Consider the following 23,019-nt stretch of genomic DNA (forward strand, 5'->3'; position numbering starts at 1 on the left):
CCTCTCTGGGACGCCCGCTGTCGGGCGGCCCGTGTCCGACCCCGTGACGGCTCGTTCGTCGACGGCGCGAGCGAGCCGTCAGGGCGCTCACCCGCCGTTGCCCGGGCGGCGCGCGGCGCCGTGCGCCGCCCGGCCCGTCCGGCCCCGGGCTTATGACAGAGAGATCTTTCTGTCATGATGTCCCGCGAACAGGGCGACGGCGGAACGAGGAAGCCGGTGTGAATCCGGCGCGGTCCCGCCACTGTGATCGGCGAGCGGATCCCGAACAGACCACTGCCCCCTTGTGGGTGGGAAGGCCGGGACGAGCACTGACCCGAGAGCCAGGAGACTCACGCGGTCGCCTCCTCGAAGTGACTGGGGCGGATTTCCCCGGAGAGGTGGGCTCGTCGGTATGCCCGGAAAGCCGTCGCCGGTCGGCTCCTTGCCGTGCCGGTTCGTGGTGTGCCGCGACTGTTGCTGCGGCAGCCCCAAGGTGAGCGGTGTGGACCACGCGCGGCAGACCGCGCGGCTCGCCGAGGAGGCGCCGGTCCGCGTCTCCGACTGCCTCGACGTGTGCGACCACGCGAACGTCATCGTCGTACAGCCCTCCTCCGAGGGGCGCGCGGCGGGCGGACGGCCCGCCTGGTTCGGCCTCGTCAACGACAGCGCCGCCACCGAGGACATCGCCGCCTGGGTACGGGTCGGCGGACCGGGCGTCGCCGCGCTGCCGGACATCCTGGAGCTCTACGCCTTCACCCCACCCCGGCGGGCCCGCTCCGGGCCGCTCACCGACGCAGGCTGACCCGCGGCCCGCCGTCGCTCCCACCGGCGCGCCCGCACCAGCGATCTGCGCCGGATCCCCCGATTCCGAACAGCCTCCGGACCACCCTCCGGACCGTCCAGAACCATTTCGCGGTGAGAGGATCCGCCTCATGATGGGCAAGCGCCCGCCAACCCTGCTGTCGGCCATGGCAGTGGCCCTCCTGTTGTCCGGTTGCGGCGGTGCTCCCGCCCCCGAGGACGCCGCGCCGAACGGCCCCGCCGTCGAGGGCTTCCCGCTCACCGTGTCCAACTGCGGCGTGAAGACGACCTTCAAGCGGCCCCCGCGGCGCGCGGTGTCGATGAACCAGCACGCGACCGAGGTCATGCTGGCGCTGGGGCTGGAGAAGTCGATGGTGGGGACCTCCTACCTCGATGACAAGATCCTTCCCGAGTACCAGGGGGCCTACGACGGCATCAAGGTCCTGGCGGAGGAGTACCCGTCGTTCGAGACGCTGCTGACCGCCGAACCGGACTTCGTCTACGGCGGTTTCGCCAGCGCCTTCGACGAGAAGGAGGGCCGCAGCCGCGCCGCCCTGACCGAGTCGGGGATCAACACCTACCTGAACATCGAGGGGTGCGCGACCGGTCCGGTGACGATGTCCACGATGGACCGGGAGATCCGGAACGTGGCGAAGATCTTCGGCGTGCCGGACCGGGCGGAGCGGCAGTTGAAGGAGCTCCACGGCACGCTGGACACGGTCACGGACAAGCTCGCCGGAGCCACCCCGGTGAAGGTCTTCGTGTACGACAGCGGCGACAAGACCGCCTTCACGGCGGGCGGCGCGGGCATCGGCGACGAGATGATCGAGCAGGCCGGCGGTGCGAACCTCTTCGCGGACCTGGACAAGGCCTTCGGCGACGTCTCGTTCGAGCAGGTGGCGGAGCGCGCCCCCGAGGTCATCGTCATCTACGACTACGGGGACCAGCCGGTCGAGGACAAGAAGAAGTTCCTTCTGGCGAACCCGGCGCTGAAGGACATCCCCGCCATCAGGAACAAGCGGTTCGCGGTGCTTCCGCTGTCGTCCACGGTGCTCGGCGTCCGGGTGCCGTCCGGCGTCGAGTCCCTGGCCCGCCAACTCCACCCGGACCGGTTCGAGTGACCGGCGCTCCCGACGCGACGCGTGTGGCGGAGGCGAAGGAGCCAGCCGGTGCGACCGGGGGGACGAGGGGCGGGGCGGCTGCCGGTGCCGCCGCCGTCCGCCGCCCCGGGGTCCCCTACCCGCTCGTGCTCGCGCTGCTGGCCGTACTGCTGGGCGTGGCGGCCACGTTCGGGATCGCGCTCGGATCCATCGGCATCCCGCCCGAACAGGTCTGGGGCATCCTGCTGCACCGTGTGCATCCCTCGCTCGCCGATCCGACCTGGACACCGGTCCGCGAGACGATCGTCGTGGACGTCCGGCTGCCCCGGGTGCTGCTGGCCGGCGTCGTGGGTGCCGGACTCGCGGTCTGCGGCATGGCGCTCCAGGCTCTGGTGCGCAACCCCCTCGCCGACCCGATGCTGCTCGGGGTGTCGTCGGGCGCCTCGGTCGGCGCGGTCCTGGTCGTCGTCTTCAACCTCAGCCTGTTCGGGATGTTCTCCCTGCCGGTGGCCGCGTTCATCGGGGCGCTGGCCGCCCTGGTCGCCGTGTACTTCCTGGCCCGGTCCGGCGGACGTATGACGACGGTGCGGCTGGTGCTGGCGGGGGTCGCGACGGCCGAGGTGCTGTCCGCGCTCGCCAGCTTCCTGGTCGTCACCTCGAACGACCCGCACAAGACGCAGTCGGCGCTGCGCTGGATGCTCGGCGGACTGGCCGGCACGACCTGGACGGTGGTGTGGATCCCGGGCGCCGCCGTCCTGCTCGGTACGGCCGTGCTGCTCGGCGTCTCCCGCTCGCTCAACCTTCTCCTCGCGGGGGAGGAGGCCGCCGTCGCGCTCGGCCTGGACGTGCACCGCTTCCGCGCCGCGCTGTTCACCCTCGTCGCCGTCATGATCGGCACCATCGTCGCCGTCAGCGGCCAGATCGGCTTCGTCGGCCTGATCATGCCGCACGTGGTGCGGCTGGTGGTCGGCGCCGACCACCGCCGCGCCCTGCCCGCCGCGGCGCTGCTCGGCGCGGCCTTCCTCATCGCGGCGGACCTGGCCGCGCGCACCTTCATGACCCCGGAGGAGATCCCCGTGGGGATACTCACCGCGCTCGTCGGCGGTCCCTTCTTCCTCTGGCTGATGCGACGGAGGTCCGTATGACGCAGCCGGTCACGGGACCCGTGCCGACGGCGGCCGGCACATTGGTCGTCGAGGACGTCTCCGTGGTCGTGGGCGGCCGGGCGCTGGTGGACGCCGTGTCGCTCCGGGTCACCCCCGGCGAGGTGGTGGGGCTCGTCGGCCCCAACGGCGCCGGGAAATCAACCCTGTTGCGGACCGTGTACCGGGCGCTGCGGCCGACCTCGGGGCGGGTGCTGCTGGACGGCGAGGACATCCGCCGGATGTCCGGCAAGGGCCTGGCCCGCCGGCTGGCCGCCGTCCTCCAGGAGTCCGCCGGGGACTTCGAACTCTCGGTGCACGAGGTGGTGGCCATGGGCCGCACTCCGCACAAACGGGCTTTCGAGGGCGACGACGCCGAGGACCGCGGCATCATCGTGCGCGCCCTGGGCGAACTCGATGTCGCGGGCCTCGCGCACGCCCCCTTCAGCCAGTTGTCGGGCGGCGAGAAACAGCGGGTGCTGATCGCCCGCGCGCTCGCCCAGTGCGCGGGAACGATGGTGCTGGACGAGCCGACCAACCATCTGGACCTGCGCCATCAGCTCGACACATTGCGCCTCGTACGACGCCTCGGCGTGACCGCCGTCGTCGCCCTGCACGACCTCAACCTGGCTGCGGCGTTCTGCGACCGAATCTGCGTGCTGGACGGCGGACGTGTGGTGGCGACCGGACCCCCCGAGGAGGTCCTCACCCGCGAACTCCTCTCCGAGGTCTACCGAGTCGACGCCGACGTCGCGCCGCACCCCCGTACCGGGATTCCGAACATCACCCTGGTCGGCGATCCACTCGGGCGGAGGTGACCGGCGTCCTGCCCGGTCCGCGGCGACCCGGCCGAGACCGAGCGTTCCGTGGCCCTGCACGGCGCAGCGCCCTGATGCGTGGGAGTCGATGTGAAAACCCTGCGGCGGGCCCCCGCCGGAGCCGTCGCCGCGGCCCTGGAGGACGTGGCGGCCCTCGGCCCGTTCTTCACGATCGAACCGGGCGGCACGGACCAGGGCCGGCACCCGGTCGAGGACAGCTACGCGGCCGGCTGCGCGGACCTGATCGCAGCGAAGGCCGACCGCTACGGCACCCGCGAACTGCGCGTCGGTGCCTCCATCGTGCAGCTCGGGCACGCCGCGCGCCTGTGGTCACCCGTGCTGGCCTGCACCGTCCTGCACGGGATCGTCCCCGACCTGCACGGGCTGCGGCGCGCCGACGACGGTCCGGCACTGCACCTGCCCGAGCGGCCGACCGGCTGGTACGCGGACGATGCCCCGCACCTGACGGACGTCCTGTACGAGGTCGTGGTCGCGCAGCACCTCGACGTGCTGGCGGCCGGCCTCCGCGTCAAGGTGGCGCCCGGACTGTCGGCCGGGAACGCCGCCTCGGCACTGGCCGAGTCGGCGCGCGCGATCGTGGCGGCCCGACCGGACCTTCGCCGCACTCTCGGCGCCCTCCTGGACGACCTGCTGCGCACCGGCCGGCTGGCCGGTACGGGAACCGTCGTCGGCCCCGATCTGCGTTTCCGCCGCCGGAGCTGCTGCCTGTACTACCGCGTGCCGTCCGGGGTGAAGTGCGAGGACTGCTCCCTGACCGGACCGGCCGGATCGCGTGGCCCGACGTGTTAGCGTTGACGCGCGCGACGACAACCGGGTCGGCTGCGGGACCAGATGCGGGAGGTGAGTTGATGACTGTCGTGGAGACCACTGCCCTGTGCAGTGCCCGCCGGACCATCCTCACGTCCCGGGCCCCGGTCTGACCTGACATCGAAGCCTCGGCAGAGCCCTGACGGCTCACCCGAGGCAATGCTCCGTTCGCATCGGGGTCCCTGTTCAAGGGTCTCTACGTATGTTGTCCCGACCTTCATGGTTGTCCCGACCTTCCTTCGCGCACGCCCCGCCATGTCCCACGGACCACGGTCCTGACGACGCGTGGGCGCGACGCGCCCTCGCACCGCGCCGCCCCGCCGAGCGGGCCGGACGCACCCTCGCACCGGATCGCCCCGCCGGGCCGGCCCCGGCCCGCGTCGTGCGTCCCACACGCGACTCGCGCGACGTCGGCACGTCCGACGTCCTCCGGAGTTCCGGCACCGCCCACCGACGCCGGGAGCCCCGCCCGTGAACGGCATCGACAGACCCGAACCGGCCCCCGGCCACGACGCGGTGACCGAGGCGTTCTTCAACCTGCACGACGGTCTGCCCCGGCAGGGCCCCGGCTCGGACGCCACCACGCGCCGCCTGCCGGCGGCCGCCGGGCCGCTGCCGGAGCACCCGCGGGTGCTGGACGCGGGCTGCGGCCCCGGCCGCTCCGCACTGCTGCTGGCCGAAGAGGCCGGCGCACACGTGACCGCCGTCGACCTGCACCAGCCGTTCCTGGACAGCCTCACCGCCGAGGCGTCCCGCCGCGGCCTGGCCGACCGGGTCACGGTCCTCAACCGCTCGATGGACCAGCTGCCCTTCCCGGACCACAGCTTCGACGTGGTCTGGGCCGAGGGCTCCGTCTACAACATCGGGTTCGACACCGCCCTGCGCGCCTGGCGCCGCCTGCTCGCCCCCGGCGGGGTCCTCGTCGTCACCGAGATCGAGTGGACCGTGCCCGCACCCGCGGAACCGGTCCGCGCCCACTGGGACGCGATGTACCCGCTGCGCACGCACTCCGCCAACGCCGACGCCGCGCAGGCGGCCGGCTACCGGGTCCGAGCCCACTGGCCGCTGCCGGACGGCGACTGGTGGCCCGAGTACTGCACACCGCTCACGGAGCGCATACCGCGAGCGGACCCACGGGTGCCCGGCATGACGCAGGCGCTCACGGCACTCCAGGAGGAGATCACCATGCGGCGCGAGCACGGCAGCGCCTACGACTACGCCGCCTACGTCCTCCAGCCCCACGACCACAGCACCGGCACCCTCACGAACGGAACCGCCATGACCGACTGGACCACCCGCCCCGAGACCACCGCCGACATCCCGGCCGTTCGCGCGATCAACCTCGCCGCCTTCCCCACCGCCGAGGAGGCGGACCTCGTCGAGGCCCTGCGTGCCGACCCGGAGGCGTGGATCGACGGACTCTCCATGATCACCACCGCTTCCGACGGCACGCCGGTCGGGCACGCGCTGCTCACCCGGTGCCATGTCGACGGCGCACCCGCCCTCGCCCTGGCGCCGTGCGCCGTGCTCCCCTCCGCGCAGCGCACCGGGGCCGGTTCGGCCGCCGTCAGCGCCGCCCTGGAAGCGGCCCGGGCGAGGGGAGAGAACCTGGTCGTCGTGCTGGGCCACGCCGACTACTACCCGCGGTTCGGTTTCACCCCGGCCTCCCGCTTCGGCATCCGTGCCCCGTTCGAGGTGCCCGACGAGGCCATGATGGCCATGTCGCTCGACGACACCCGCCCGCTCCCCGCCGGAACCATCCGGTACCCGGCCGCCTTCGGCGTCTGATGTCTGCGGGGTGCCCCGGGACCATGCCCCGGGGCACCACCGCCGGTTCGTGACCGGAGCGGTCCGTCCGGCGGTGGCGGAACCGCCCGGCGCGGGGATCCGCGGCCGGGCGCCGGGCAGCCGGTGGCGTGCGGGAGCATGGTCGCGATCGCCAAGTCCGACCGGGGCGGTGGGGCGGCGCCCGGGCCCGCGTCGGGTTTCCGGCGGTACCGGCGTCCCGGACGCGGTGCGTGGGCCCGCCCGGGTCCGCGACCCCGCACGATCGCTGGCCGAGCACTTCGAACCAGGCCAAGGGCGCAGCCCGCAGGACATCGCAAGCCACCGACGGGCACCGGCCGCCGAGCGGAGGAATCTGCTCCGTATCGCGGACGCTGCGACAGCGGTCCCTCCCGCGTGTCGGAGCCGAGCCCGGACGCGGTTGCGGAAGCAACTCCGGTATATCGCGGCTCAGTCGCCCCGTTTGCCGCTCCCGTCGAGGGACTTGACAGAAGGGCTCGCGGGGCACAGCCTTTGGCAACGTTGTCATGCTGTCGAGTCGTGCCGTTGTGAGCCGCTCGTACCGACGCCGTCGTCTTGTGATTGGAACTCCCGTTCATGGCACTTCAGGTGGATCCAACGCGCCGTCCCTCACGTCGCTCCGTCGTCGTGACCGGCTCGACTCTGCTGGCCAGTTGCGGCTTGGGCGCCGCCTTCGCCGGCACCAGCGCGGCGGCCGAACCCGCCGGCGCCCCCGAGGCACCGGCCTCGTCCGGTGAACTCGCCGCTCACCGTCCCGTGCAGGTGTCCTCCACGGCCTACGCGCCGACTCCGCCGGAGTTCGCCGTGGACGGCATCTCCGTGAAGGGCGTCCGGGGCACGGGGTGGCGAGCGGGCGGCGGTGACCCGCAGTGGATATCCGTCGACCTCCAGGCCGCGTGCCTGCTCACCTGGATACGGCTCACCTTCGAGGCCGACGCCAGCGACCCGGTGTTCGTGCCGCCGACGACCGGCAACCCGGCCAGTGGCACGACCGGCAAGGAGATCCAGTCGAGCTACGCGGTCGAGTTCGTCGTGGAGACGTCCGAGGACCACAGCTCCTGGACCAGCGTCTACCGCACGACCGCCGGCACCGGTGGCGTCGTGGAGATCCAGCTGCCCCGGCCGGTGCGGGCGCGCTGGGTCCGTATGACGGCCCGCAAGCGCTCCAACGCGAACCCGCTGGGCCTGAACGGTTTCGAGGTGTACGGCGTCCCCAAGGGCCATCGGCCGGACGTCACCGGCTGGACCGACTGGGGCACCCATCACGGCAAGGCGCCGCGGCTCGAGGTCGCCGACGACGGCACGGTCGCCCTCGAGTCCGGCTGGACGCTCACCATGGACGACTGGGCGGGCGGAGAAGGTGCCGACCTGTCGAAGCCGACCGTGGACACCAGCGGCTGGCTGCCCGCCACCGTCCCGGGCACGGTGCTCTCCTCGCTGGTCGACCAGGGCAAGCTGCCCGACCCGGTCGCCGGACTGAACAACCTGCACATTCCCGAGGCCCTGTCCCGCCACTCCTGGTGGTACAAGCGCGACTTCGACCTGCCCCGCGGTCTGCGGACCGGGACCGGACGCAGGATCTGGCTGGAGTTCGACGGCATCAACCACGAGGCCGACATCTGGCTCAACGGTGAGCGCGTGGGCGGGCTGACCTATCCGTTCGCCCGCTCCGCGCACGACATCACCCGACTCCTCGCCACCAAGGGGGAGAACGCGCTGGCGGTGCGGATCACGCCGATGCCCGTTCCCGGCAGCCCCGGCGACAAGGGTCCCGCCGGTGAGGCCTGGGTGGACGCAGGAGCCAACCAGATGAACCTCAACTCGCCGACGTACCTGGCCTCTTCGGGCTGGGACTGGATGCCGGCCGTCCGTGACCGCGTGGCCGGCATCTGGAACCATGTGCGCCTCAGATCGACCGGCGACGTGGTGATCGGCGACGCCCGCGTCGACACCCTGCTGCCCGGGCTGCCGGACACCTCGGTCGCCGAGCTGACCGTGGTGGTGCCCGTCCGCAACGCCTCGGACTCGGATCGCGAGGTCACCGTGTCGGCGGCCTTCGACCGCGTGCGGGTGGCGCGCACCGTCACGGTGAAGGCGGGGCAGAGCGCGGACGTCACCTTCGCCCCCGACGCCTTCGCGGGCCTGCGCCTGAAGAACCCGAAGCTGTGGTGGCCCAACGGCCTCGGCGAGCCGAACCTGCACGACCTCACCCTGGTGGCCGTCGTGAACGGCACCGAGAGCGACCGGCGCACCGTCCGCTTCGGCATCCGGCAGTTCGGCTACGAGTTCGACATCCCGCTGCCGTTCGAGGCCGGCGAGGACGCGTACACGCAGTCGCTGGACCTGGGCCGGCAGCAGGCCCGCTACGTGCGGGTCAAGTGCCTCACCCGCGCCACGGGCTGGGGCAGCTCGCTGTGGACGCTGTCCGTGTTCGACGGCGCGCGCCAGGGCGTCGACCTCGCGCTGCACGCCGACGCGACGGCGTCCAGCACCGACGGCGACCACCACGGCGCGGGCAACGTGACCGACGGCGACCCGACGACCCGGTGGTCCTCGGCCTACCAGGACGACGAGTGGATCCGTGTGGACCTGGGCTCCCAGCAGTCCTTCGACCGGATCGACCTGGTCTGGGAACAGGCGTACGCGGCCACGTTCGTCGTGCAGGTGTCCACCGACGACTCGGCCTGGACCGATGTGAAGTCGGTCGACAACTCCGCGGTGCCGCTGCCGTTCAACAGAGCCGACGCGAGTCTCCAGATCGTGGACTTCGAGGCCCGGACCGCCCGCCACGTCCGTATCAACGGCGGTCTGCGCAACACCAGTTGGGGCAACTCGCTGTGGTCCCTCGCGGTGCTGGACAGCGCCGCGCCCGGTACCGACCTCGCGCTGCGCAAGAAGGCCACCGCCTCCAGCGAGGACGGTGACCACGTCGCCGCGCACGCGACCGACGGCAACCCGGGGACCCGGTGGTCGTCGCGGTACGAGGACCACCAGTGGATCCAGGTCGACCTCGGCGAGGCGCACAGGATCGACCGGGTGGTCATCGTCTGGGAGGTGGCCCACCCCAAGACGTATGTCGTCCAGGTGTCGGAGAACGGCGAGGACTGGACCGATGTGAAGTCGGTCGACAACAGCCCCGAGCCGCTGAAGATCAGCGTCAACGGTGTCCGGGTGCTCGCGCGCGGCGGCAACTGGGGCTGGGACGAGCTGCTGCGGCGTATGCCGGCCGACCGTATGGACACTGCGGTGCGGATGCACCGGGACATGAACTTCACGATGATCCGGAACTGGGTGGGCAGCTGCAACCGGGAGGAGTTCTTCGCCAGTTGCGACGAGCACGGCATTCTGGTGTGGAACGACTTCCCCAACGCGTGGGGGATGGACCCGCCGAACCGTGACGCCTTCAACTCGATCGCCCGGGACACCGTCCTGCGGTACCGCATCCACCCCTCCGTGGTGGTCTGGTGCGGCGCCAACGAGGGGAATCCGCCCGCGGCGATCGACAAGGGCATGCGCGCGGCGGTCGAGCAGCAGGCACCGGGCATCCTGTACCAGAACAACTCGGCCGGCGGTGTCGTCACCGGAGGCGGACCCTACAGCTGGGTCGAGCCGGAGAAGTACTTCGACGCCGCGACGTACGGCAGCAAGAACTTCGGGTTCCACACCGAGATCGGCATGCCGGTCGTCTCGACCGCGGAGAGCATGCGGAACATGACCGGGGACGAGCCCGAGTGGCCCATCCGCGGCGCTTGGTACTACCACGACTGGAGCGAGCGCGGGAACCAGGCCCCCCAGCACTACAAGGCCGCCATCGAGACGCGCCTCGGCACGGCGGAGGACCTCGACGACTTCGCCCGCAAGGCCCAGTTCGTCAACTACGAGAACGCCCGGGCGATGTTCGAGGCCTGGAACGCCAACTTGTGGGACGACGCCACCGGCCTGATGCTGTGGATGTCCCACCCGGCCTGGCACAGCACCGTCTGGCAGACCTACGACTACGACTTCGACGTCAACGGCACCTACTACGGCGCCCGAGCCGCCTGTGAGCCGCTGCACGTCCAGGCCGACCCCGTGAAGTGGCAGGTCCTCGCGGTCAACCACACGGGCCGGGAGGTGAAGGACGCCGTCGTCACCGCTCGCGCCCACGACCTGTGGGGCCGCCCGCTGGGCCGGGAGCGCCGTACGCGGATCGACGTGGCGTCGGCGTCCAAGGCCGAGGCGTTCTCCGCGGAGTGGACCGACGATCTGCCCGACCTGCACCTCCTGCGGCTCACGTTGGAGGACGGCCGGGGACGCACGCTGTCCCGCAACACCTACTGGCGGCACAGGTCGCCCTCGGCGATGCAGGCGCTCAACAAGCTCAAGCAGGTACCGCTGTCGCTGTCGGCCACCCGTGTGTCGGGCTCCGGTGAGCGCCGCACGCTGACCGCCACGGTCCGCAACCGCGGTTCGGTGGTCGCCGCCATGGTCCGGCTGTCCTTGCTGGACGACAAGAAGGGCGGTCGCGTGCTGCCGACGCAGTACAGCGACAACTACCTGTGGCTGCTGCCCGGGGAGTCGCGGGCCGTGACGCTGTCCTGGCCCGAGAACGCCCCGCACTCCGATCACCCGGTGGTGCAGGCGCAGGCCTACAACAGCAGGCCGGTAAAGGCCCGTCCGTAGCACGACGCCGACGCGACCGGCCCCCGTCGGGGGCCGGCCGCGTCGGTCTGCCGGCTCAGAGCCCGTAGCGGGTCCGGGCCTCCTGCACGGTCTCGCGCTTGACGTCGCCGCGTTCGGCGAGCGCGGCCAGCGCGGCCACGACGACCGACTGCGGATCCACACCGAAGTGCCGGCGGACCGCCTCACGGGTGTCCGACAGGCCGAACCCGTCGGTGCCGATGGAGTGCCACTCCTGCGGCACCCAGTGACTGATCTGGTCCGGCACCGAGCGCATCCAGTCGCTCACCGCCATGACCGGACCCGGCGCGCCCTCCAGCACACGGGTGACGTAGGGCGCCTGCGGGTCCTCACCGCGCAACCGGGCCGCGTCATGGGCGAGACCGTCCCGGCGCAGTTCGCTCCAGGAGGTGACCGACCAGAGGTCCGCGGCGACACCCCACTCCTCGGACAGCAGCCGCTGTGCCTCCATGGCCCAGTGGATCGCGGTGCCGGAGGACAGCAGTTGCAGGCGCGGCGCGTCGGACGGGAGCGCCGCCTCGTCGGCACCGCGGAAGCGGTACATGCCCTTGATGATGCCCTCTTCCACACCCGGCCCGGCGGGCATGGCGGGTTGCACCTTGGGCTCGTTGTAGACCGTCAGGTAGTAGAAGACGTCCTCCGCGTCCGGTCCGTACATGCGGCGCAGGCCCTCACGGACGATGACACCGATCTCGTAGGCGAAGGCCGGGTCGTAGGAGATCGCCGCCGGGTTGGTGGACGCGATCAGGTGCGAGTGGCCGTCCGCGTGCTGCAGGCCCTCGCCCGTCATGGTCGTACGGCCCGCGGTCGCGCCGACCAGGAAGCCGCGGCCGAGCTGGTCGGCGAGCGCCCACATCTGGTCGGCCGTGCGCTGCCAGCCGAACATCGCGTAGAAGATGTACAGCGGGATCATCGGCTCGCCGTGGGTGGCGTACGAGGTGGCCGCCGCGGTGAACGCGGCCATCGAACCGGCTTCGCTGATGCCCTCGTTGAGGATCTGCCCGTTCTGCGCCTCCTTGTAGTAGAGGAGCATGTCGCGGTCGACCGGGTCGTAGGTCTGGCCGAGCGGCGAGTAGATCCCGGCGCTCGGGAAGAGCGACTCCATGCCGAAGGTACGGGCCTCGTCGGGCACGATCGGCACCCAGCGACGTCCGGTCTCCTTCTCCCGCATGAGGTCCTTGAGCAGCCGGACCAGGGCGGTGGTGGTCGCGATCTCCTGCTCCCCGGAACCCTTGGCCAGGGAGTCGAAGGGCCTCGCGGAGGGCTCCGGCAGTGCCACCGGGTGCACGCGGCGCGCCGGGGCGGGACCGCCGAGCTCGGCGCGCCGCTCCTGGAGGTAGCGCACCTCGGGGGAGTCGGCGCCCGGGTGGGCGAACGGGACCAGGTCGACGTCGAGCGCGCTGTCCGGGATGGGCAGTTCGAGCAGGTCGCGCATGGCGCGGAACTCGGCGCCGGTGAGCTTCTTCATCTGGTGGTTGGCGTTGCGCGACTCGAAGCCGGGACCCAGGGTCCAGCCCTTGACGGTCTGGACGAGAATCACGGTCGGCGCACCCCGGTGCTCGGTGGCCGCACGGTAGGCGGCGTACACCTTCCGGGGCTCGTGGCCCGCGCGGGAGGTGTGGAAGCACTCGGTGATCTGCTGATCGGTGAGGTGCTGCGCCATCCGGGCCAGGGCCGGGTCGGCGCCGAAGAAGTGCTCACGGATGTACGCGGCGTCACGCGTGGCGTACGTCTGGAACTGCCCGTCGGGGACCTCGCCCAGCCGTCGTACGAGCGCGCCCGTGGTGTCGGCGGCGAACAGCGCGTCCCACGCCGAGCCCCACAGCGACTTGACGACGTTCCAGCCGGCCGCGCGGAACTTCGCCTCCAGCTCCTGGACGATCTTGTAGTTGGCCCGGACGGGGCCGTCCAGCCGCTGGAGGTTGCAGTTGATGACGAACGTCAGGTTGTCGAGCCCCTCGCGTCCGGCCAGGCCGAGTGCCGTGGTCGACTCGGGCTCGTCCATCTCGCCGTCGCCGAGGAACGCCCACACCCGGGACTCGGCGGTGTCCTTGAGGCCGCGGTGGTGCAGGTAGCGGTTGAAGCGTGCCTGCTGGATCGCGGAGAGCGGGCCGATGCCCATCGACACGGTCGGGAACTCCCACATCCAGGGCATTCGCCGCGGGTGCGGGTAGGAGGGGAGGCCGTCGCCGGCCACTTCCTGCCGGAAGCGGTCGAGCTGGGCCTCGGTGAGGCGGCCGTCGAGGAACGCCCTGGCGTAGATGCCGGGAGTGGCGTGACCCTGCACGAAGAGCTGGTCGCCCGAGCCGGGGCCTTCCTTGCCGCGGAAGAAGTGGTTGAAGCCCGTCTCGTAGAGCCAGGCGGCGGAGGCGAAGGTGGAGATGTGACCACCGAGACCGTATCGGCTGCCACGGGTGACCATGGCGGCGGCGTTCCAGCGGTTCCAGCCGGCGATGCGCCGCTCCATCTCCTCGTCGCCCGGGAGCTCGGGCTCGGCGGCGGTGGCGATGGTGTTGATGTAGTCGGTCTCCAGCACGGACGGCACGGCGAGCCCGGACGCGCGCGCGTGGTCGTAGGTGCGGCGGATCAGGTACGCGGCGCGGTCCGGGCCGGCGGCACGGGTGACCGCGTCGAGGGACTCGACCCATTCGCCGGTCTCCTCGGGGTCGGGGTCCGGCACCTGGTCGAGGGCGCTGAGGTGAGCGTCGTTGATCATGGTGAGCGCCTTCCGGTCGTTCTGTGCGGCGAAGATCTCGCCGACATCCCCAGTGTAAATATGATCGATGATCGATCAAAACGCCTGTGTCTACCGTCACAGCCTTCGCCCGGCGGGGCCCTCGGGGCGTCGATGTTCATATCCATGAACTCTGCGCACATGGGTGTACGGCGGTGTGGCGACCATGCCAAACTCGCTCAACGTCCCAGTGGTAACGCCCAGTTGGAGGACACCCATGACCATTTCCCGGCGCACAGTCCTCTCCGCGGCAGCCGGTGCCACGGCAGCGGCCACCGCCTCACCGGCCCAGGCCGCGAGCACGACGGACGACCGGGCACCCGCGTTCGCCGTGCACGACTTACGGACGGCGGCCGACTACGCGGTGACCAAGCTGCGCGCCGTCGCGCCGGGTGTCAGTGCCTTTCCCGTCGGCACACGGTTCGAGAAGTGGGTCTACTCCCAGAACGGCGACTGGGTGGGCGGCTTCTGGCCGGGAACGCTGTGGATGGCGTACCTGCACAGCAGAGACGACATGTTCCGGACGCTGGCACTCGACTCCGCCCGCAAACTCGCCCCCCGCCAGGACGACACCACCACCCACGACCTCGGCTTCCTCTTCTACCCGTCGTGGGTCACCGCGTGGCGGCTGACCGGCGACGACAGCTGGCGCGCCGGAGCCCTGCGCGCGGCGGACACGCTGATCCGGCGCTACAACCCGCGCGGACGCTTCATCCGGGCGTGGGGAGGGCTGAGCGACCCGAACAACGCGGGCCGCGTCATCATCGACACGATGATGAACCTCGATCTGCTGGCCTTCGCCAGTCAGCAGACCGGCGACGGGAAGTACCTCGACATCGCCGTGGAACACGCCCGGACGACCCAGCGCGTCTTCCCCCGCCAGGACGGGTCGACCCCGCACGTCTACGACTTCAACCCCGACACCGGCGCGCCGATCGGCCCGAACACGGTCCAGGGCTACAGCCCCACCTCGTGCTGGTCGCGCGGGCAGTCCTGGGGCCTGTACGGGTTCACCACGATCTACCGGCGGACCGGGGACGAGCAGTTCCTGGCCACGGCGCGCAGGCTCGCCGACTACGCGATCGGAGCGCTCGGCGCGGACCACGTGCCCGTGTGGGACTACCGCGCGCCCCAGCAGCCCCATGACATCAAAGACGCGTCGGCCGGCGCGATCATGGCCTGCGGACTCCTCGACCTGTCCGAAGCGACCGGCAGGGCCGAATACCGCCAGGTGGCCGTCCGCATCCTGACCGCGCTCGCGCAGACCTGCCTGACGAGGAAGTCGGCCCGGGCGGAAGCCTCCGTGGCCCGCTGCACCCGCAACCGGCCCGCCGAGGACGGCGTCGAGATCTCCCTTCCCTACGCCGACTACTACCTGCTGGAAGGCATCCTGCGCGTGCTGCGGCCGGACGACATCGACCGCGCGATCGATCTCTCGAGGGTGTGAAGCCCGAGCCCGAGGGTGGGGCCGCCGGCTGCGGCCCCACCCCTGTTCGGGCGTCCCGGTGACGTCAGCGCAGGCCGAAGGCCCGGATGATCGTCTGCGAGACGGTGCTGCCGGCGGTGTCGCGCCCGGTCACCCGGAGGCTGACGAATTCCGCTGATCGCGGTGCCTTCAGACCCGTACGCCATCCGTCACCGTGACGGTCCACGTCGGCCCGCTGCCAGGTCGCCCCGTCGTTGTAGGAGACCTCGACGGAGAGCTTCCCGATGGCGGCGGTCAGACCCGGCAGATGCGACGCGGTCACCGTCAGTCCGGCCCGCCGGTCGGCCCGGCCCGCCTTGTCGGTGTCGACACCGTAGTCGAGCTGGATCAGCGGCAGCGGCTCGGCCGACTCGACACCGGTGGCCGCGGAGCTGAAGTTCCACTCCGTCAGCGTGTGCGTCGAGTAGGGGTGGGTCCAGCCACCGCGCTTGTTGTCGATCACCAGGCGGTAGGGCAGGCGCTCCGTGGCGAGACCGGGGGTCGTCAGCTTCTCGGCGTTGCCCCAGTCGAGCTCCTGGTCACCCTGGTACAGCGTCACCCGGTTGTCCACGTCGTAGTTGCCGTAGGCGTCACCGACATGGCCGGCGCCCGAGTCGCCCCAGCCGGGCGCGGCCACGTACATCGTGTCGAGGTAGCGCACCGGCTGGCTGCCGGGACCCATCCGCGGGCGGTGGATCGGCCCGAACCAGCTGGACTCGCCGGTCTTCCCGCGCGGGTAGCGCACGACGTCGATCGACGTCTGCAAGGTCTCCCCGAGGATGTTGGCGCTCTCCAGCCACTCGGTGCCGGCGGACACCCAGTCGGTCCGCTCGCCCTGGGCGGGAACGGTGAGCTGGTTGCCGGCCTGCCAGCCGTGCCACAGGTCGTAGCGGTACTCGTTCGCCTTGCCCGGCCGGTGGTTGCGGAAGGAGACGTCCACCTTGGTCAGGTCCCGCGACTCCACACGCCACGTCGGGTCCGCCGGGACCGCGCCGGACCAGTGGTGCACCACGTCGTACGCGTAGTCGGTGGTGGGGCTCGAGGCGACCTTCAGCGTGACGGGCCCGCGCCGCAGGCGGTCGATCAGGTCGGCTCCCTGGTCGGCGTTGAGCGTCGCCACCGTCACCGGCGCCGGGCTCTGCGGGGTCCAGGGCATCTCGTCCCAGGGCTTCAAGCGGCCGACGCCGTCATTGACGACCACGAGCAGACGCGCGCCCGCCGCGGCTGCGGCCCGTGCCTGCTCGCTGATCTCGACCGTGTCGCTGCGCCGTACCACCACGGCCTTGCCGCGCACGTCGTGCCGGGCCGGTGCCGCGCCCTCGTCGGCGAAGACCGCCTTCAGCGTCCGGACTCCGGTCGGCAGCGGCTGCGCCGCACGCTTGACCAGCGGGTCGTGGTAGTCCTCGGTCCCCGTGCCCACGGTCAGCTCCGGCTCCTCGAGGCGGAACCGGGCACCGAACTCGAACGTGCCGTCGGTGACCTTCTTGCCGGTCGGCAGGGCCCAGATGCTGTCGTAGGCGTTGTTGGGCAGCATCGAGGTCGAGAAGAGGCTGTTCGTGTAGGACCGCAGGAGGTCCAGGCGGGGTGCGACGGCCGTGGTCTGCCTCGGTGCGCGCGCGGTGACCTGGCGGGCCTGCCTGGCGTCCAGGGTGACGGTACGGGCCCGGTCGAGTTCCACGTCGTTGAAGGCGAGCACCGCCATGCCGAGCGACTTCGGCCCGTTGGCCCCGCGCACGTCGGCGGTGATCCAGCCGCTGTAGCTGCCGACGGGCAGCCGCACCGTGCCGGTGCCGGACGCGTCGAGGTCGACGACCGTGAAGATGTCCTCGGAGATGAGGTAGACCCGGCCGGACAGCGGCTTGCCGGACCGGTCCTTGGCGACGAAGGTCAGCGGCTGCCGCATTCCCTCCCTCGCACCGCCGATCAGGGTGCGCGCCCGGACCGTGCCGGAGCCGTCCGTGGCGGTGACCGTGCCGCTGATCGGCTGGTCGGCCGGCAGCCGCTCCAGGTCGGCGGTGAGGGAGACCGTGGCGGTGCCGCGCGCGGGAACGGTGACGCGCTCGTCGGAGAGCGTGAACGTCCCGGCCGGCGCGGTGGGCGCGCCGATCGCCAGGTCGAGGGCGACCGGGGTGTCGCCGACGTTGGTGTACGTCACCTTCCGGACGTCGGTCTCACCGGGCTTCGGCGGCCAGGCGTGGAAACCGGAGTAGGCGCTGACGGTCGCGAAGACCGAGGCGCGCACCGCCGCCGAGGCGTCGAGCCGTCCCGCACCCGCCTCGTACGCGGTGTACCCGGGGGTCGCCTTGGCGCTGCTGACCAGCGCCTCCTTCAGCCGAGTGCCGCTCCAGTCCGGGTGCTTCGCGGCCAGCAGCGCCGCGGTACCGGCGACGTGCGGCGTCGCCATCGACGTACCGCTCATCGTGGTGTAGTACCCCTGGCCGCCGCGGCGGTGGTGGGAGCGGGCCGCGACGATGTCGACACCCGGAGCGGTGATCTCGGGCTTCAGCCCGAGATCGCCCGGCCGCGGGCCCCGGCTGGAGAAGTCGGCGAGCCGGTCCGCGGAGTCGACGGCGCCGACGGTCAGCGCCGCGTCCGCGGCACCCGGGCTCAGGATGCTGCCGGTCGGGCCGTCGTTGCCCGCCGCGACGATGAAGAGCGCGCCGGTCTCGCTGCTGAGCCGGTCGACCGCCGCGCTCATCGGGTCGGTGTGGTCCCCGGCGCCGCCGAGGCTCATGCTGACGATCTTGGCCTGCTGGTCCCGGGCGGCCCATTCCATACCCGCGATGATCCAGGACTCCTGGCCCCGGCCCTCGTTGTCGAGCACCTTGCCGATGTCCAGCCGCGCCCCGGGGGCGACGCCGCGCTCCGTGCCGTCGGAGGCGCTGCCGGTGCCGGCGACCGTGGAGGCGACGTGGGTGCCGTGACCGTGGTAGTCGGCGATCTCGGTCTCGTACGGGACGAAGCTGGCGCTGTCCTCGATCTGCCCGGCCAGGTCGGGGTGTTCGGTGTCCACGCCCGTGTCGAGGACGGCGACCGTCACGTCCTTGCCGGTGTTGCCCTCCGCCCAGACCTGCTGCGCGCCGATCTGCGCGGTGGACTCGGACAGATCGGCCTCGACCTTGCCGTCGAGCCACACCTTGGCGATGCCGTTCGCGAAGGCCGGCTCGGCCGACCGGGCCGACGCGGCGCCCTTGCCGCCGGTGAGCGCGGACCAGAACTCCGGGGCCTGCTCGCGGTTCTGCGCGACGGCCGCACCCTGCATGCTGTCCAGCCGGCGGACGACCTTGGCGCCGGGCACCTTCGGCGTGGTGCGGGACCTGGCCGCCGCGTCGGTGTAGCCCACGATGAGCGGAAGCCGGGCGGCGTGCGCGTCGTCGTAGCCGTCGGCGATCAGTTGGGTGACGTTGAACAGGCGCTTGTCCAGCTTCCCGGAACTGACGTACGGCATGACCGAGTCGGGGTAGACGTACGTCGCGCCGTCGACGACGGCGCGGTGGTAGCCGGTGGTGGCTCCGCCGGCTCCTTCGAACTTCCGGATGACGGTGCCGTCGGCGGCGGTGCCGATCGTCACCTTGTCACCGGTGATCAGCGTGACCGTGTGTGCGGCGTCGCTGCCGGGGGACCGTTGTGCGGTGCCGGCGGACGGCGCGGAACCGGCCGGGTACGCGGGTACGGCGGTGGCGGCCGGTATGACCCCGAGTGCCAGGGCGGCGACCACGCCGAGCGCGATCGGCCCGGGTCTGGGGTTGGGAACCATGCGCAAGGCAACTCCTCAGACTCTTGCGAGGATTGGAAACCTCCTGATCGTCCGGGGGGCCTGTGCGGTCCTCAATAGGGGTGGGCCGACGAGCTTGTGCCATGGCGCACATGTGACGCCAGGGGATTCCCCTGGCGTGTGGGCGAGAAGTGAGAAAGACGCGCCGGGCGGACCCCGGAGTCCGGAGCCCGGAGTCCGCCCGCGGGAACGGTGCCTCAGGCGGCGGTGCCCTCGGGCGGGAGCGGCGCGGGGTAGGGCTCCGAGAAGTCGGCCGACCGGCTGACGGCCTCCCAGGCGGTCGCCTCGGCGAGTTGGCCGCGGGAGTGGTCCAGCGCCATGGTCGCCGCGTTCGCGCCGAGCAGCAGGTGGGTCGGGACCCGGTCGCGGTGGACGGTGCGCACGATGATCTCGGCGGCGCGCCGGGGGTCGCCGGCCGCTCCGTCCGTGCTCTGCCGCACGCGACGGTTCATCGCCCCGACGGTCTCGTCGTAGGCGTCGGGGATCGGGTGGACCGTCATGGAGGAACCGGCCCAGTCGGTGGCGAAACCGCTCGGTTCGACGACCATCACCCGCACACCGAACGGCGCCGTCTCCGTGGCGAGGACCCGGCTGAAGCCGTCGACCGCGAACTTGGCGGCCTGGTAGGAGGCGATCCCAGGTGACCCGCCGACACGCCCGCCGATCGAGGAGATCTGCACGACGGTGCCGGCCCGCTGTCGGCGCAGGGCGGGGAGCGCGGCCTTGGTGACGTGGTAGACGCCCCAGAAGTTGGTTTCGAACTGTGCGCGGAAGTCGTCGTCGTCCGAGGTCTCGATGGGCGACACGTTGGCGTACCCCGCGTTGTTCACGAGGACGTCGATGCGTCCGAAGCGCTCGAGCGCGGCCTCGACGGCGTCCCGCGCCGCCTCGGCGCTGGTGACGTCCAGTGCGAGGGGGTGAATGCGGTCGCCGTACTCCTTGAAGGTCTCCGCGAGGGTCTCGGGGCGGCGGGCGGTGGCGACGACGACATGACCGGCTTCCAGGGCGGCGGTGACCAGGGCGTGCCCCAGACCGCGCGAGGAACCGGTGATGAACCAGATCTGTTGACTCATGCCGTTAGTACAACACCGTTCTCTTAATTACGCAACGATGTTGCCTTAAGGGTTTCTATGATGTCTCGCATGACTACCCCTGCCTTTCAGCGTGCGCGCAGTGCCGAGGCCAAGCAGGCGCGCGAGGAGGCGATCCTGGAAGCGGCCCGCGCGCTGGGGCGCCTGCACGGGGTCCGGGAGGTCTCCCTCACCGACATCGCCGCGGCCGTCGGGATGCACAAATCGGCCCTGCTCCGCTACTTCGAGACGAGGGAGCAGATCTTCCTCAGGCTGACCGCCGAGGGCTGGCGGGAGTGGTCCGCCGACCTGCGTGCCGATCTCGCGCGCCGGGACCGTGCCGCACCGGCCGAGGTCGCCGAGGTGGTCGCCGCGACGCTGGCGGCGCGACCGATGTTCTGCGACCTGCTGGCCCAGGCGCCCCTGAACCTCGAGCGCAACGTGTCCATGGAGTCGGTCCGCGCCTTCAAGCTCGTGACGCTCGCGGAGATCCAGCTGATCGACGGGGAGCTCCGGCGGCTGCTGGGGCTGACCGAGTTGCAGACCGTCGACCTCGTCGCCACCGCGACCAGCATGGCCGGGGCGCTGCTGCAGATGGCCACGCCCGGCCCGCGCCTGCGCGAGCTGTACGAGAGCGACCCCCGGCTGGGACACGCCCTGGTCGAGGTGGAACCCCGACTGCGCCGCGTCCTCGCGGCCTTCCTGGCGGGGCTCGACGAGCAGCCGGCGCAGGAGTCGGCCGGGGAGCCCGCGGAGGGGTCCGCGGCGGGCCGTCCGTAGCGGGCGCGGCGCGCACGCCGCGCGGTCATGGCCGGTACGAGCGGGCCCTCATCTGCCGCAGGGCCCGCCTGCGTCCCGACTCCGTGGTGCGCCAGCGCCGGGTCGCACGCGCCAGACGCCCGCGCCCGGGTGCCGTGGGCGGGCGCGGCGTTCCGTCCGACCGCCGCAGGCCGACGTCGGCGTAGAACACGTGGGGATCGACTTCCTTAGCCAGCACGTAGGCGTCCTCGAAGAAGGGGAAGACCAGCCGCCCCCGTCGCGCACGCTCGGCCGAGATGTACGGCTCCAGGGTCTCCCACGTCCTGATCAGACGGTGCTGGGCGAGGCTGATCAGGATGACCGGTGTGACGATGTCGTAGCGCAGCATGATCGATACGGATTCGTAGACGAAGGCGACGTTCCACACGCGGTAGTTCGCCGGGTAGGGCAGGCCCTCGATGCCGTTCTCCGGACCGTGCTCGTCGGGCAGCTCGTAGATCACCCACAACTGGTCCCGCTGGAAGTCCTCGTCCCGGATGTGGGTGAGCAGCAGGTCCGTCGTCATCGCGAGGTCGCTGGCCGCCCGGGCCCGGCCGACCTGCCGGTAGACACCCCACGCCGACGTGCCCAGGGCCAGCAGCGACAGGACCAGCGATACGAGGTTGAAGACCACGCGCACTCCCGGTGGTGTCGGGGCGGTCCTGCCCGCAAGCGGTCGATCGGTTCGGCGACGAGGCCCCCGGGGTCGTCGTCCACGCCGGATGTCCCCGGTGCTCACAGCGTGACGTACGCCCGCGCCTTCGCGACAGACCTTCGCGTCGCCGGCCGCGCACGCCGCCCCTACGGCGCGTGTCTCGTACGGTTCAGCAGCGCCTGGTACACCGACCACACCACGGCGACCAGCGGTACGGCCACCACCGCGCCGATCACCCCCGCCGCGACCGCGCCTCCGATGACCGACAGCGCGACCACGACCGGGTGCAGCCGGACGGCCCAGCTCATCACGAGCGGGTGCAGCAGATGCCCCTCGATCTGGCCGATGACCACGATCAGGGCCACGACCACCAGGGCGATCAGCGGTCCTTTGGACGCCAGGGCGACGACGGCCGCGATCCCGAGGGCGATCGGCGACCCGATCAGCGGGATGAACGCGGCGAAGAACTCCAGCAGGGCCAACGGCAGGGCGAGCGGCACGTCCAGGGCGAACAGGGCGAGGCCCACGAGGATCGCGTTGGTCACGGCCACCAGCAGGATGCCGTGCGTGTAGCCGGTGAACGTGCGCCAGGCGGCCACGCCGCCGACGTCGACGGGGTTGCGCGCCGCGGCGGGGAGTTGGTCGCACACCCATCGCCACTGCCGGTCGCCGGAGTGCATGAAGAAGACCGAACAGAACACGGCCAGGGCGAGGACGGTGAGCACGTCGATCAGCCTGGTCACCCCGCTCAGCGCCGTACTGACGATGGCGGAACTGTGGCTGGAGAGGAGATCGCCGATCCGGGACTGGAGGTCGTCGAACACGGCCGGAGGAAGCCGGAACGGCGGTCCCTCCAGCTGACGCTCGATCCGGTCGATTCCCTCCGCGAACTCCTGTTCCAGACCGGTCAGCTGCGCCGCCACGGTCTCACCCACGAGCGTCAGCGCCCCGAGGACGAGCACGATGCCGCCGACGAGCGAGGCCGCGACCGCGAGCCCGCGCGGCATGACGCGCGCGAAGACGGAGACCACGGGCCGCAGCACGGCCGTGATGACCATCCCGAGGAACACCGCGACGGCGATGCGCTGGTACTGCCCCAGCACGGAGAAGGCGGCCCGGACGACGAGTCCGACGGCGAGGATCCGCCAGGAGTAGGCGGCCGCGGTCCGCAGTACGCGCGGCACGCGGGCGTCCCCGCCGCTCAGGGGTCCGAGCGGCGACGCGGGCGGATCCGGGGGCGTGGGCATCTCATGCTCGTACCACCGGCCGACCGCGACGCCACGCGGGCGGCCCCGGATTCCCCCGAAGGCACGTCCGACGCCCGCTCGGCGTCGAGCGCCGTTCGACGGGGGACGTGTCGTTCCGGGC

The 23,019-nt window shown here is 71.6% G+C and carries 14 protein-coding genes and 1 riboswitch; of the genes, 9 read left to right on the forward strand and 5 right to left on the reverse strand.

Translation table 11 applies throughout. The features are described 5' to 3' along the window. The first annotated feature begins 160 nt into the window (after positions 1–160). Positions 161–351, forward strand: a riboswitch (cobalamin riboswitch). Between the two features lie 40 nt (positions 352–391). From DN051_RS35840 to DN051_RS35870, 7 genes are all read left to right on the forward strand, one after another. Next, complete coding sequence (locus tag DN051_RS35840; RefSeq protein ID WP_112440813.1) at positions 392–781, forward strand: (2Fe-2S) ferredoxin domain-containing protein; 390 nt, start codon at positions 392–394, stop codon at positions 779–781. A gap of 130 nt (positions 782–911) precedes the next feature. Beyond that, positions 912–1,901, forward strand: coding sequence for an ABC transporter substrate-binding protein (locus DN051_RS35845; RefSeq protein WP_112440815.1), 990 nt, complete (start codon positions 912–914; stop codon positions 1,899–1,901). Between the two features lie 125 nt (positions 1,902–2,026). After that, entirely contained in the window at positions 2,027–3,025 is a 999-nt protein-coding gene (locus DN051_RS35850; protein ID WP_112442663.1) for a FecCD family ABC transporter permease, read from the forward strand. Next, on the forward strand, positions 3,022–3,840 hold the full coding sequence (locus tag DN051_RS35855) for a heme ABC transporter ATP-binding protein (protein WP_112440817.1): 819 nt from the start codon (positions 3,022–3,024) through the stop codon (positions 3,838–3,840). Before DN051_RS35850 ends, DN051_RS35855 begins: the two co-directional genes overlap by 4 nt. 90 nt (positions 3,841–3,930) lie before the next feature. Next, complete coding sequence (locus tag DN051_RS35860) at positions 3,931–4,650, forward strand: (2Fe-2S)-binding protein (RefSeq protein ID WP_381275481.1); 720 nt, start codon at positions 3,931–3,933, stop codon at positions 4,648–4,650. 498 nt (positions 4,651–5,148) lie between these two features. Further along, complete coding sequence (locus DN051_RS35865) at positions 5,149–6,456, forward strand: bifunctional class I SAM-dependent methyltransferase/N-acetyltransferase (protein WP_112442667.1); 1,308 nt, start codon at positions 5,149–5,151, stop codon at positions 6,454–6,456. A gap of 594 nt (positions 6,457–7,050) precedes the next feature. Continuing rightward, complete coding sequence (locus DN051_RS35870; protein ID WP_112440819.1) at positions 7,051–11,136, forward strand: discoidin domain-containing protein; 4,086 nt, start codon at positions 7,051–7,053, stop codon at positions 11,134–11,136. 55 nt (positions 11,137–11,191) lie between these two features. Here the strand turns inward: DN051_RS35870 and aceE are convergent, their stop codons facing one another. Then, positions 11,192–13,870, reverse strand: coding sequence for a pyruvate dehydrogenase (acetyl-transferring), homodimeric type (gene aceE / locus DN051_RS35875; RefSeq protein ID WP_112440821.1), 2,679 nt, complete (start codon positions 13,868–13,870; stop codon positions 11,192–11,194). 235 nt (positions 13,871–14,105) lie between these two features. Here aceE and DN051_RS35880 point away from each other — a divergent pair, with 235 nt between their 5' ends. Further along, complete coding sequence (locus tag DN051_RS35880) at positions 14,106–15,335, forward strand: glycoside hydrolase family 88 protein (RefSeq protein ID WP_107093755.1); 1,230 nt, start codon at positions 14,106–14,108, stop codon at positions 15,333–15,335. Positions 15,336–15,399: 64 nt separating this feature from the next. On the opposite strand, the gene DN051_RS35885 is transcribed toward DN051_RS35880, so the two are convergent. Together DN051_RS35885 and DN051_RS35890 are read right to left on the reverse strand one after the other, a co-directional pair. Then, a complete protein-coding gene (locus DN051_RS35885; RefSeq protein ID WP_112440823.1) occupies positions 15,400–19,110 on the reverse strand; it encodes a S8 family serine peptidase in 3,711 nt (1,236 codons plus the stop codon). 215 nt (positions 19,111–19,325) lie between these two features. Beyond that, complete coding sequence (locus DN051_RS35890) at positions 19,326–20,201, reverse strand: SDR family NAD(P)-dependent oxidoreductase (RefSeq protein WP_112440825.1); 876 nt, start codon at positions 20,199–20,201, stop codon at positions 19,326–19,328. Between the two features lie 69 nt (positions 20,202–20,270). Between DN051_RS35890 and DN051_RS35895 the strand changes: the two genes are divergently transcribed. Beyond that, complete coding sequence (locus DN051_RS35895) at positions 20,271–20,978, forward strand: TetR/AcrR family transcriptional regulator (RefSeq protein WP_112440827.1); 708 nt, start codon at positions 20,271–20,273, stop codon at positions 20,976–20,978. 25 nt (positions 20,979–21,003) lie between these two features. Here the strand turns inward: DN051_RS35895 and DN051_RS35900 are convergent, their stop codons facing one another. Further along, positions 21,004–21,630, reverse strand: a complete 627-nt coding sequence (locus tag DN051_RS35900) for a hypothetical protein (protein ID WP_112440829.1) — start codon at positions 21,628–21,630, stop codon at positions 21,004–21,006. A gap of 167 nt (positions 21,631–21,797) precedes the next feature. Beyond that, a complete protein-coding gene (locus tag DN051_RS35905) occupies positions 21,798–22,898 on the reverse strand; it encodes an AI-2E family transporter (protein WP_112440831.1) in 1,101 nt (366 codons plus the stop codon). Between the last annotated feature and the right edge of the window lie 121 nt (positions 22,899–23,019).

The sequence above is a fragment of the Streptomyces cadmiisoli genome, from assembly GCF_003261055.1.
Lineage (GTDB): Bacteria > Actinomycetota > Actinomycetes > Streptomycetales > Streptomycetaceae > Streptomyces > Streptomyces cadmiisoli.

Coding starts and splice junctions, on each gene's coding strand:
- DN051_RS35840 (WP_112440813.1), top strand. CDS start 392: ATGCCCGGAAAGCCGTCGCCGGTCGGCTCCTTGCCGTGCCGGTTCGTG.
- DN051_RS35845 (WP_112440815.1), top strand. CDS start 912: ATGATGGGCAAGCGCCCGCCAACCCTGCTGTCGGCCATGGCAGTGGCC.
- DN051_RS35855 (WP_112440817.1), top strand. CDS start 3,022: ATGACGCAGCCGGTCACGGGACCCGTGCCGACGGCGGCCGGCACATTG.
- DN051_RS35870 (WP_112440819.1), top strand. CDS start 7,051: ATGGCACTTCAGGTGGATCCAACGCGCCGTCCCTCACGTCGCTCCGTC.
- aceE (WP_112440821.1), bottom strand. CDS start 13,870: ATGATCAACGACGCTCACCTCAGCGCCCTCGACCAGGTGCCGGACCCC.
- DN051_RS35880 (WP_107093755.1), top strand. CDS start 14,106: ATGACCATTTCCCGGCGCACAGTCCTCTCCGCGGCAGCCGGTGCCACG.
- DN051_RS35885 (WP_112440823.1), bottom strand. CDS start 19,110: ATGGTTCCCAACCCCAGACCCGGGCCGATCGCGCTCGGCGTGGTCGCC.
- DN051_RS35890 (WP_112440825.1), bottom strand. CDS start 20,201: ATGAGTCAACAGATCTGGTTCATCACCGGTTCCTCGCGCGGTCTGGGG.
- DN051_RS35895 (WP_112440827.1), top strand. CDS start 20,271: ATGACTACCCCTGCCTTTCAGCGTGCGCGCAGTGCCGAGGCCAAGCAG.
- DN051_RS35905 (WP_112440831.1), bottom strand. CDS start 22,898: ATGCCCACGCCCCCGGATCCGCCCGCGTCGCCGCTCGGACCCCTGAGC.